The sequence below is a fragment of the Patescibacteria group bacterium genome, from assembly GCA_018896215.1.
Taxonomy (GTDB): Bacteria; Patescibacteriota; WWE3; order 0-14-0-20-40-13; family 0-14-0-20-40-13; genus JAHINB01.
In genome coordinates this window covers 15,702-26,753 of the sequence record JAHINB010000013.1, presented here as the reverse complement: position 1 = coordinate 26,753, position 11,052 = coordinate 15,702, and the positions used below count along the sequence as shown (strand labels likewise).

Here is an 11,052-nt window from a genome sequence, read left to right as displayed (position 1 = left end):
ATTTCATCCGGAGAAATCTTCCACGATTGGTTTGACGAGAGTTACGAGATCTACGGTTTTCATGTTGATAGAGTGAGTTCGGAGTCCGGCATTAAAATTAACATCAATATTTTGTAGTAATTTTTTGTCAAAGTAAGTTGGTAAACCCATCAGATTGCCAAAGGGAGCGACTGCTCCAATTTGGACTCCGGTTATTTTTTCTGCTTCCTCAATCGGTGCCAAATGGGCATCGCTATTGTTAAGAATAACCTTGACTTTTTTCCAGTCCAACTTGGTGTTGGCGCGGAGAACAAAAAGGTAGTATTTGCTTTTGCATTTGGCTACCATGGCTTTGGCTCCAGATGATAGGGGAACTCCCCGCAACTTGGCTGCTTCTTCGCTAGTTCTGACCGGTTCGTGAATTGTCAATTGGTAATTTATTTTCTCGTGGTCAAGAAAGTTTACAATTTTATCTAAAAGTGTTTGTGTCATTGTGTAAGTTTACCATAGTAAAAATTCATGTTAATATATAGACGGTTATCTATGATAAAAGGGGAACAAAATCTTAGAATTTTTCCGGGAGACTCCCCTTAAAGGCATTAGAAACTGTTTTTGGGGAGTCTCCCGAAAAGACGAAAATGAAGACAAAAACAATAAAATTAAATATGAGTGAGAGTAAAGAACTCGTCCTAAAAAATGAGGATACCTCCATGTTGGTAAATTTAATTGGAGATCAATCCGAGATCAGTGTCACCGGTAGATTTCTCTTAACGGGAAATACCGAAAGGAATATCAATATCGTGTTAAATCACATAGGGATTAATACCAAAGGTCGAGTTGATATCAAGGTTGTATTGCATGATAAGGCAAAGCTGTACTTTAATGGGTGTCTTATTGTCAACACAAATGCAATTGGAACCGACACCCATCTTTCTCAAAAGAATCTTTTAGTAGGAGAGGAAGTGTTTGTTAAATCTATACCATCGCTGGAAATTAAAAATGCTAAAGTTAAAGCCAGTCATGGGGTTACAATTGGAAAAGTAAGCGAAGACGAAATCTACTACATGGAATCTCGCGGTTTATCTCACATAGACGCCGAACAATTAATCACCTCTGGGTTTTTAGAAAACTGATGTTAATTAATACCAAAAAGGATTTCAGAATTTTAAATCGCAAAATCAACGGTCACAAACTTGCTTATTTGGACAATGCTGCTACAACGCAAAAGCCACAGCAAGTTATTGATGCCGTTGTTAACTATTATCAAAAACATAATTCCAATATCCATCGAGGAATTCATACATTAAGCGAGGAATCAACTTTATTGTTTGAAGAAGCTAGAAAAAAGGTTGCAGGTTTAATTGGAGCAGTTGTTCCCGAAGAAGTGATCTTTACCAGTGGAGCAACAGAATCATTAAATACGGCTTCTCAATTAGTTGGTCAAATATTAAAAGAAGAATCAACAATTGTTTTATCGGAACTAGAACATCACTCCAACCTTGTACCTTGGCAACAGTTGGCAACACAAAAAAATTGTCAGCTGATCTATATTCCGGTTACTAAAGGCGGTTTACTAGATTATTCTGAAGCTAAAAAAATACTCTCTCAAAAAGTGGATGCTTTAGCAATTACCCACGCTTCCAATGTCACTGGAGAAATTATTAAGATTAAAGATTTAGTCAAACTTGTCAAAACGACAAATCCCAATTGTTTAGTAGTAGTCGATGGGGCGCAGGCGGTGGGGCACCTGCCAGTTAATGTGCAATCTTTAGGATGCGACTTTTATGCTTTTTCGGCGCATAAAATGCTAGGGCCAACTGGAGTTGGAGTGCTTTGGGGAAAACGAGAATTACTAAAAACACTTGAGCCTGTTAAATTTGGCGGGGGTATGATTACTGAAGTTTATCAAGATCACGCTGTTTGGGATATTGTTCCCAATAAATTTGAAGCCGGAACGCCAAATATCGCGGGAGTGATTGGGCTTGGGGTGGCAGTGGATTACCTAAACTCCTATGGGTTGGAGAAGTTGAGGGGGAAGGTGGGGGGGAATACAGAATACTTATTAGAAATGTTAGGGCGATTAGGGCTATTACTATACGGGAACCAAAAAGCAGAAAACGGGGTTGGAATTGTGGCGTTTAACCTGCCAGGGGTGCACTCCCATGATTTAGCCAGTGTTTTAGACTCGGTTGGGGTTGCGGTTAGGTCGGGTCACCACTGCGCTATGCCACTACACACGGCGTTGGATATACCAAGTTCAGTTAGGGTAAGTTTGTATATCTATAATACAAAAGAGGATATAGATGCACTAATAAGTGGGATTAATAAAGCAAAGAAGATATTTGGATTTTCGGGTGACACCCCAAAACACCACTTTAGGGGTGTCACCCGTAAAAACAGTTAGATATGAATATTTATCGGGAAGAATTATTAGATCGCTATAAAAACCCGCAAAATATGGGTGAGATTGTTGATGCCACAAATAAGGCATCATTAAAAAACCCTTTGTGCGGGGACGCGCTCTCCGTTTCTTTCAAAACCTCAAAGGGTGTTATCACTGACATTAAATTTAATGGTATCGGTTGCTTAATTTCTACAGTTTCGGCCGACATGTTGGCGGATTTTGTCAAGGGAAAAACGCTACGAGAAATCAAAGACATGTCCGAAGAGCAGATGTTACAATTACTAGAAATGGATCTAACAACATCTCGTAAAAAGTGTGCCATCTTAAGTTTAGGAGTTTTAAAAAAAGCACTATGTCCAAGATAACAAAAATAGAAATTAATCAGGATTGTATTGGGTGCGGAACTTGCGGAGTAATTGCCAGTAAGACATTTTCCCTAAACTCGGAGGGTAAATCAACCATTGCAAAGCCGGCAGGCGACACAGATGAGGTTATTTTGCAGGCATCTCAAAGTTGTCCGGTTTTAGCTATTCATTTGTTTGATGAAGCTGGAAAACAGCTTTATCCGTAATGACTCTACTCAATCTACCTAAAAAATACACATCAAAAGTAACTCGTAAAAACAATTTAAGCTCACACTTTGTCCATTTGATTTTGCAAAAATCTCAAGACTTCTCGTATTCGGCGGGGCAGTACATTTCGCTTGTGGTTGCTCCTAATGTTAGGAGAGCTTATTCTATATGCAGGTGGGATGACAAGAACAATGTGTTAGAACTTTTGATTGACACAAAAGCGCAGGGGATTGGCTCTAAATTTGTGGAAAGCTTAAAGGTTGGGGAAACAGTTGAGTTTTGGGGATCGTATGGAAAGTTTGTGGTACCCGAGGGGATTTATGGAAATGTCTGGTTTTTGGGTACGGGTTGCGGAGTCGCGCCGCTTAAAGCACAGATAGAGAGAATAAGGGAGATAGGTGGAATTGGGAAGATTAGGTTGATATATGGAACAAGAGTTAAGGAGGACATAGTTTTTTTAAAGAATTTCGAAAACCTGGCAAAAACATTAAAGCATTTTTATTACTATGTTGCTCTATCACAAACAACAGTTGGATTTAAACCCGAATGGGGAGAGTATTGGCATAAAGGTTATGTTACGGAAATTGCTCAAGAATTGTTAAAAAAAGAAAAGCCCAATTTTGTATTTTTGTGTGGTCATCCCGAGATGATGAAAGACGCAACCACCCTATTTTTACAAGCTGGCGTACCCAAAAAAAATATTCTTTCCGAAGACTTCTTCTAGAGATTTTTTATTTCCCCTTTAAACTTTTCTCTTAAACCTTTATGATTAGATTATGGGATTTAAGGATCAATTGTTGTCAAAAATTGAAAAACTCGATACCGCAACTCGCGAAAAATTTACTCGTATTTATAAAATAACTATTTCTACTGGTAAACTTTTAATTCCAACGGAAATGGAAGAATGGGCGACAAAAACTTTTGGTGAAATAAAGGATCTGGAAACACAAACTTTTGTCAAAATTATCAATAGGGTTACTGGAGAAGGAGCAATATTTAACGAATTGCGCACCAAGCGACCAGTTATTAAAGACGAAACTTATGGAGGATACAAAGAAGAAATAGAACAATGTCAAGGCGATCATTTTAGTACTCCACTAACCGCTACTCCCGAAGATGTTTTTGGAAGAATTAAAGGAAAATATTGTATTACCGCGTCAAACATCGCCAAATATGATGGTTTTCATGGGCTGATCATTTTTAATGAGCATAACCCTCTTAATTTTAACGAAGAAAAAATAGCAGATTATCTAGAAGTAGCTCGCCAATATTTTAAAAAAGCCAATAATGTTAACCCTGATGCCATTTACCCTTTATTTTCATGGAACTGTTTGTGGAAAGCAGGCGCTTCGGTTATACACGGTCATGCTCAAGTTGTTTTAACTGAAGGGGTCTCTTTTGCTAGGGTTGATGATCTAAGAAAACAGGTTTTGGAATACGAAAATAACTATCTTGCCAACTATTTTGATGATGTCTTTAGTGTTCATAAGGCGTTGGGACTTGGTGTGGAGTATGGAAAAACCAAAATTATGGCAAAGCTAACCCCGATTAAAAATAATGAAGTTATGATTGTTGGGAGAGATTATGGTTGGGAGCTTGCAAAATCAATTAACAAAGTTTTAAGCGCCTTTAAAAATGAACTTGGTGTAGCAAGCTTTAATTTAGTTATTTATATGCCACCATTAGTTAAAACCCAAGAAAACTGGTCGCATATGCCGTACATTGTAAGAATTGTTGATCGTGGTAACCTGTCAAACCGCACCGCGGATATTGGTTCGATGGAGCTTTATGCTCAAAGCGTTGTGGAGTCTGATCCCTATTATGTCATGGAGGCGTTGCAAAAGTAGTCATGGATGACTCAACTCTAAGTAAAATCTCCAGTATCAAAAGCAGTCTTAAATACGACGAGAAAAAGCAGGAGCTTGCGTCAATTGAAAAAGAAATGGAGAACCCCAATTTTTGGAGTAATCCCGATATGGCGTCAAAACGCGCCAAAGAACTCTCGGATCTAAAATCAATTGTGGTGAAAGTAGAAGAACTGGAATTATTAGCCGAAATGGGCGAAGAGAAAGAGCTTAATCAAAAACTTAAAGAAGCCGAAATCTTTGCGGTTTTATCTGGTAAATTTGATTCGGGAGGCGCCTATTTGGCAATTCATGCGGGGCAAGGTGGAACCGAGGCCATGGATTGGGCGGGAATGTTGGCTCGAATGTACGAGAGATACTTTGACCGCAAGAAATGGAGTTTTTTTAAAGTTGATGAAACGGTGGGGGATGTAGCTGGAATAAAGTCGGTGACCTACCAAGTAGATGGTTCTTTTGCCTATGGCATGCTCAAACGCGAGGCGGGGACTCACAGATTGGTTCGTCAGTCCCCTTTTAATGCCGATAATCTTCGCCAGACATCTTTTGCTTTAGTCGAGGTTTTACCTCAAGTGCAAAAGGGTTCCGATTTAGAAATAGCAGAAAGTGACTTGGATACAGATTTTTTTAGAGCCAGCGGGCACGGAGGTCAAAATGTTAACAAGGTTTCAACCGCGGTTCGTATCAAGCACAAACCTACCGGTATTGTTGTTTCCTGCCAAACCGAAAGATTCCAGCTTAAAAATCGCGAAATTGCTTTAAATATGCTTAAAGCAAAATTGCTGGATGCCATGGAAAAAGAAAAGGTAAATGAAGTAAATAAAATAAAGGGGGTTTTTAAAACGGCTTCATGGGGCAATCAAATCCGTAATTATATTTTGCATCCTTATAAATTGGTCAAAGATTTGCGAACAGGGGTGGAGTGCTTTAATCCAGATGCAGTGTTGGATGGAGAGTTGGGGGGATTCATAGAGAAGGAACTTTATTTGTAGTATCATGGAACTATGATCAAAAAAAGATTGATTATGTTGTTAATATTTCTTGTAGTATTAGGTATTATCTTTTTGGTTGGTACAAAGTTGTTCGCTACCTCAAAACTGACGCCTATAACTGATGCCGAGCTGAAAAATACCGTAGGAGATGCCTTTATGGATCCTTCCAAACTTGTTGGTGGAACAATTGAACTGCGGGGAAGGATTGCTAAAAATGACGGTGAAAATCAAACTTATCAGTATAAATTAATGTCGGAATCAAACGAGATTTTGGCTTTTATGGAGACAAGGGGGGAGTTATTAAGTTTTGCTTCGGGTCAGGGAATTGTTACAATTACTGGAACAACGCGAGGGAAAAATGCAGATGGTGTGCAGTTAGTTTATGTAGAAGCGGTAAGTTTCAAGTGACGGGCGAGTATGATTATATTTGAGGATGTAACAAAAAAATATAAAGATGGAACATTAGCGCTTGACGATATAAGTTTGTCCGTTGCCCCCAAAGAGTTTGTGTTTTTGGTTGGTACATCGGGAGCGGGAAAAACTACAATGCTAAGACTCATTGTCAAAGAAGAATTGCCCACTAGTGGCAAAATTATGGTTGATGGACAGGATTTAGCCTCCTTAAAAAACAGCGATATCCCGCCTCTTCGCCGAAAAATTGGCTATATCTTTCAGGACTATCGTCTTTTATACAGCAGAACAGTGTTCCAAAATGTTTCTTTGTCGCTTGAGGTGGTTGGAAAAACTGATGAGGAAATTGCCACAATTGTGCCAAAATATCTTGAATTGGTGGGGTTATCATCCAAAATGCAAAATTTTCCTTATCAGTTAAGCGGTGGCGAAAAACAAAGGTTGGCAATTGCTCGCGCCTTAGTTCATGAGCCAAAAATAATTCTGGCAGATGAGCCAACGGGTATGGTTGATCCCTCTAGCACTTGGGAAATAGTAAAATTGTTAGAAAAAGTAAATTCTTGGGGAACAACTGTTATTATGGCAACTCACGATTTTAATATTGTAAATTTGCTTAAAAAAAGAGTGGTAGAATTGGATCAAGGTCGCATTGTTCGTGATCAAAGTAAGGGTAGTTATTCAAAGGAGTGATAAAGCATGAATAAAAGAGTTTTTAAGTTTGCCATATCTAATATCGTCAAGAGCAGGTGGTTTACTGTTGCCTCTGTTTTGGTCATGACCTTTACTTTCTTTATGCTAAGTTCGTTTATTTCTGTGGGGGTAATTTCTCGCGATGTCTTAAAGTATCTAGAAACACAAGCCCAAATTACAGTGTTTTTTAAAGACTCATTTTTAGAAGATGATATTTTAAAGATTAAATCAGATCTGGAGCTAGATTCCGATATCCAAAGCGTTGGCTACACCTCAAAGCAGGAAGCTCTAGATTCTTACATTGGAGAACATCAGAACGACCCGTTGCTTTTGGAGTCCTTAACCCGTGACATCTTTCCTGCCAGTTTAGATATTAGAGCGCGGGATATTAAATATTTGCCAGAAGTTGTTAGAAAGTTTGAGGGTAACACCAATGTTGAGGAGGTAGTGTATTACAAAGATGCCATAACCACCTTTAAAAAATTTAGCGATATTATTAAATACGGGGGAATTGCCATGGTAACGCTCTTACTTTTAACCTCAATTATTACGGTACTTTTGACCATCGGCTCGTCAATTTATATTAGAAATGATGAGATTGCGGTCATGAGGCTGGTTGGTGGTTCGAGCTGGTTTATTAGAGGCCCTTTTATCATTCAAGGTCTAATATATGGGGTAGTAGCAGCTTTTATCTCACAGATAGTTTTTACGATTATTGTAAGTGTGTTAGGGGGAGACATTGCTCTACTTTTTAAAGGTATTCCAGTTGTTAACTTAAACTTTGTTTATCTCTTAATTGTTTTTGGGACGCAGCTTCTTTTTGGCGCTCTTTTAGGATTTGTAGGAAGTATGTTTGCGGTTAAGAGATATCTGAAGATTTAGATTTAAATGATGCAATGCGCTTATTTAAGACACCTATTTTTATTTTTATCCTTTCGTTTGGTTTAGTTGTAGCCAATAATTTCGCCTTTTCTCAAAGCCCTTCCGATACAACGGATAGAGTTAACGATCTGCAAGATCAAATAAAAGAATTAGAAGCTAAAATCACCTCCCTCCAAAACTCCGAAAAAACTCTTAAAAACGAAATTGAATATATTAGCACCCAAGTGTATTATACCCAGTTAAAAATAGATCAAGCTAACGCCCAAATTTCTGTCAAGGTTCAAGAAATAGCTTCTTTAGAGGATGATATAACAAACCTATCCGACCGCTTAGAAAAACTTGTGGGGGCAATTGGTGATCAGGAAAAAGTTCTTAAAGCGCATTTAAGGCAAAAATATAAAAGCGAAGTTGGATACCAGACATCTCCCTTAATCTCGCTTTTGGAGACTACCAATTTTAACGACATGGTTTTAAAACTTAAATATCTGCGCTCTATCGAAGAACAGGATAAGATAATTTTGTCTCAAATGAATTTGACCAAGAGTAGCTTTGAGGGGCAAAAAAACTTGCTGACTAATAAGAAGGACAAAATTGAATTATTAAAAATTGAAATCGAGAAGCAAAGACAGGCGGTAACTTCGTATAAAGCTACCTTAGAAGATCAAAAACAGACTAAACAATGGGTTTTGGAAGAAACCCAAAACGACGAGCAAAAATATCAAGGGTTGCTGGTGCAAATTAGATCGGAGTTAGATTCTATAAGTTCCGCCTTTGCCAACATTGTAGGCAAGGAAGGAAAGCAGGTTAAAAAAGGAGATATTATCGCTTATGAAGGCAACTCGGGGTGTTCCACCGGTCCCCATCTGCATTTTGGGGTCTACAAAAATGGCGTTGCCGTTAATCCGCGAAACTACCTTGGAGATGAGTTAGATTGGCCAATTGAAGATGTCATTGTGACTCAAGAATTTGGAGAAAACAGAGCGTGGTACCAGCGTTTTTTTGGCATACCAGGGCATAACGGAATAGATTTAACAGGTTCTTATCCTTACTATGGAACGCCAATTTTGGCTGCGGAGGATGGTATGGCATACACATCGTATGATGCTAAGGCTTGTAGTATGACCGGAACTGTGGGTAAGGGGATAGTTATTGTGCATGATAATGGGTTAAAAACAATTTATTGGCATGTCAAATGAAGAAGATTTTAAAATCAGAACAGGAGACAAAAGAGTTTGCCAAAGAGGTGTTACGAAATCTCAATGGGAAAAATGTAATTCTATTATCTGGAGATTTGGGGACGGGAAAGACCACATTTACCCAAGGGTTAGCCTTGGAGCTTGGTATCAAAGGAAGGGTGGTTAGTCCAACATTTGTTATAAGTAGGGTATACAATATAAATTCTTCTAGGTGTGGTTTTAACAGGTTGGTACACTACGATTTGTATAGAATAAAGGAGATTGGGGAAATTAGGGATATTGGGGTTATCGAAGATATTGACGATCCTAAATCGTTGGTGGTTATCGAATGGCCAGAACTTTTGGAAAAATATATCCCAACTGGAAAAAAGATATCTCTCAAATTTGGTTATGGCAAGGAAGATACAAGAGTAGTGGAAATAAACTCTAAATCCGAAACCCTAAATTCTAAACAATATCTAAATACCAAATCCAAAAAGTTGTCTTTGTTTTTAATTTAGAAAATTTGTGTTTTAAATTTGTTTAGGATTTAGAGATTAGATATTAGAATTTATAATTATGATAATTACCATAGATTCTAGAATTAGGGATAGCGTTATTGTAGAACTTAAAGATAGCGAAAAAACCATTCTTAAAAAAGTTGGTAGCGACCCTGTGGATTTGGTTAAAGCTTTACTTACGGAGTCAAAATTAAAATTATCTAATATAGAAAAAGTTGAGCTGGTAAATTTGCCCGGAAGTTTTACAGGTTTAAAAATTGGCGCCTCGGCAGTAAATACCCTTAACCTCGTACTGGGAAATATCAAATCCAGTAACGATTTAGTGTTCCCCAACTATGGTAGCGAGCCGAATATTACCCCTCTTCAGAAACTCCCATCCTCTTGAGCGGCGTCAAAAATCAAGTCAAATTGTGTTTCCTTTCCAGCGATCTCGTTTCCTGGGGTTGTTGCAAGATATACCTCTATTCCTAAATTTCTTTCTTCCCCGGGAGGAATTTTTTCATCCAAGGTAAATTCGTTTAGTGTGCTTAGATATTTAGAGCTTGTGTAGTGAGTTACAATCCAGGTGTTGTCCTTATCATACTCGCTTATTTTTACTTTCAAAACTTTGTATAAATCATTGTCGTTTTCCTCACTACTGGCTTGTGCCGAGATGCGATATTTTATACCAATACCCCCGGTGTTTTTAATTGTCACGGTTTTTTCTCCAGTTGTTCCTCCTGGGGCTAGTCCCGAAAAATCAAAAAGCTTGGTTTCTGGAGTTACTGTCAGATCAAGGTTAGTTGATCTTACAGTGCTTTCTCCCAAGGTTTTTTGACCCGTCATGTAAGCGCGGGCGGTGGTATAGCCACCAACAATCACAGCTCCAATTACAGCGCCAAGGACAAAGTTGTTAATTTTTAGTTTCATATTAAATCACCGCCTTTTAATTCGAGGGGGTACTACCCTATCGGGTAGTACCCCATTTCTTACTTTTCCTCCGTACCGTAAAGTCTCCACCCATTGTCCTCTAACTTAAGCGCCATCCAAAAATTCTTTTGAGAATTGTCATCATAATTAATTTTTATTTCTTGTTTTGTCCAAATATTTGACAACCAGATAATTGTTCCAACAAGTTCCAAATCTTTAATACCACCTGTGTTAAATTGCGTGGTAAATTCTTCTTGGGTAAACGATCCTTGTATTTCGGTTGTGGTGATTTGATAAAGCGCAAAATAGTTACCTTGATCTACAAAATCCTTAATACTCTCTGCGGACTTTTGGGGAGTGGAAATATCAAATACCAAAGGAGTAGTTGAGATTTTGTTTGCTTCTAGGGTTATTGTTTTGGAAAAATACGAAAAAGAGGGTGTCTTTAAAAAGATTGTGCCTAAAGCGAAAACAATGGCAAACGCTAATGTTCGAGCAGATAGCGGGGGCATGTGTAAAATATTTTCAAAATATGCAATTGGTGTAAAGATTATGTTTGTTGATAAGTGGAAACGAGACTTTAGTGGGAAGATAGAAGCTAGAAAATAGAAAGTAGATTAATTTGGGTTCGTCCCATTCGGGTTCGTCCCAAATG

17 protein-coding genes are annotated in these 11,052 nt (G+C 38.2%); 14 read left to right on the top strand and 3 right to left on the bottom strand.

The genetic code is table 11. The annotated features are described in order from the left end of the window. Positions 1–3: 3 nt before the first annotated feature. Entirely contained in the window at positions 4–471 is a 468-nt protein-coding gene (locus tag KKF75_02665) for a hypothetical protein (protein MBU4381097.1), read from the bottom strand. A gap of 146 nt (positions 472–617) precedes the next feature. Between KKF75_02665 and KKF75_02660 the strand changes: the two genes are divergently transcribed. From KKF75_02660 to KKF75_02600, 13 genes are read left to right on the top strand one after another with little or no spacing between them, the layout of a single operon-like run. Further along, entirely contained in the window at positions 618–1,112 is a 495-nt protein-coding gene (locus KKF75_02660) for a SufD family Fe-S cluster assembly protein (protein ID MBU4381096.1), read from the top strand. Beyond that, on the top strand, positions 1,112–2,383 hold the full coding sequence (locus tag KKF75_02655; GenBank protein ID MBU4381095.1) for a SufS family cysteine desulfurase: 1,272 nt from the start codon (positions 1,112–1,114) through the stop codon (positions 2,381–2,383). Before KKF75_02660 ends, KKF75_02655 begins: the two co-directional genes overlap by 1 nt. A 2-nt stretch (positions 2,384–2,385) precedes the next feature. Continuing rightward, positions 2,386–2,748 carry an iron-sulfur cluster assembly scaffold protein gene (locus KKF75_02650; GenBank protein ID MBU4381094.1) on the top strand — a complete coding sequence of 121 codons (363 nt, stop codon included), beginning with the start codon at positions 2,386–2,388 and terminating at the stop codon, positions 2,746–2,748. Continuing rightward, positions 2,736–2,954, top strand: coding sequence for a ferredoxin (locus KKF75_02645; GenBank protein MBU4381093.1), 219 nt, complete (start codon positions 2,736–2,738; stop codon positions 2,952–2,954). Before KKF75_02650 ends, KKF75_02645 begins: the two co-directional genes overlap by 13 nt. After that, positions 2,954–3,679, top strand: a complete 726-nt coding sequence (locus KKF75_02640) for an FAD-dependent oxidoreductase (protein ID MBU4381092.1) — start codon at positions 2,954–2,956, stop codon at positions 3,677–3,679. Before KKF75_02645 ends, KKF75_02640 begins: the two co-directional genes overlap by 1 nt. A gap of 52 nt (positions 3,680–3,731) precedes the next feature. Further along, on the top strand, positions 3,732–4,802 hold the full coding sequence (locus KKF75_02635; GenBank protein MBU4381091.1) for a hypothetical protein: 1,071 nt from the start codon (positions 3,732–3,734) through the stop codon (positions 4,800–4,802). A gap of 2 nt (positions 4,803–4,804) precedes the next feature. After that, positions 4,805–5,809: a peptide chain release factor 2 gene (gene prfB / locus KKF75_02630; protein MBU4381090.1), complete on the top strand. Its 1,005-nt coding sequence runs from the start codon at positions 4,805–4,807 to the stop codon at positions 5,807–5,809. Positions 5,810–5,821: 12 nt separating this feature from the next. Beyond that, positions 5,822–6,217: a hypothetical protein gene (locus tag KKF75_02625; GenBank protein ID MBU4381089.1), complete on the top strand. Its 396-nt coding sequence runs from the start codon at positions 5,822–5,824 to the stop codon at positions 6,215–6,217. Positions 6,218–6,226: 9 nt separating this feature from the next. Further along, entirely contained in the window at positions 6,227–6,910 is a 684-nt protein-coding gene (ftsE, locus tag KKF75_02620) for a cell division ATP-binding protein FtsE (protein ID MBU4381088.1), read from the top strand. 6 nt (positions 6,911–6,916) lie between these two features. Then, entirely contained in the window at positions 6,917–7,792 is an 876-nt protein-coding gene (locus KKF75_02615; protein ID MBU4381087.1) for a permease-like cell division protein FtsX, read from the top strand. Between the two features lie 14 nt (positions 7,793–7,806). Continuing rightward, the gene (locus KKF75_02610; GenBank protein MBU4381086.1) at positions 7,807–8,988 is read left to right on the top strand and encodes a peptidoglycan DD-metalloendopeptidase family protein; all 1,182 of its coding nucleotides are present in this window, start codon (positions 7,807–7,809) and stop codon (positions 8,986–8,988) included. After that, positions 8,985–9,488, top strand: coding sequence for a tRNA (adenosine(37)-N6)-threonylcarbamoyltransferase complex ATPase subunit type 1 TsaE (tsaE, locus tag KKF75_02605; GenBank protein ID MBU4381085.1), 504 nt, complete (start codon positions 8,985–8,987; stop codon positions 9,486–9,488). The genes KKF75_02610 and tsaE overlap by 4 nt, the downstream gene beginning before the upstream one ends. A 58-nt stretch (positions 9,489–9,546) precedes the next feature. Continuing rightward, the gene (locus KKF75_02600) at positions 9,547–9,873 is read left to right on the top strand and encodes a hypothetical protein (protein MBU4381084.1); all 327 of its coding nucleotides are present in this window, start codon (positions 9,547–9,549) and stop codon (positions 9,871–9,873) included. On the opposite strand, the gene KKF75_02595 is transcribed toward KKF75_02600, so the two are convergent. Together KKF75_02595 and KKF75_02590 are read right to left on the bottom strand one after the other, a co-directional pair. Beyond that, a complete protein-coding gene (locus tag KKF75_02595; GenBank protein ID MBU4381083.1) occupies positions 9,852–10,397 on the bottom strand; it encodes a hypothetical protein in 546 nt (181 codons plus the stop codon). The genes KKF75_02600 and KKF75_02595 overlap by 22 nt on opposite strands. 59 nt (positions 10,398–10,456) lie before the next feature. Further along, positions 10,457–10,774 (bottom strand): hypothetical protein, encoded by a 318-nt coding sequence (locus tag KKF75_02590; GenBank protein ID MBU4381082.1) that lies wholly within the window; start codon positions 10,772–10,774, stop codon positions 10,457–10,459. On the opposite strand from KKF75_02590, the gene KKF75_02585 reads away from it, so the two are divergent. Continuing rightward, positions 10,755–11,006: a hypothetical protein gene (locus KKF75_02585; GenBank protein ID MBU4381081.1), complete on the top strand. Its 252-nt coding sequence runs from the start codon at positions 10,755–10,757 to the stop codon at positions 11,004–11,006. The two genes, KKF75_02590 and KKF75_02585, sit on opposite strands and share 20 nt — an antisense overlap. The last annotated feature ends 46 nt before the right edge of the window (positions 11,007–11,052 follow it).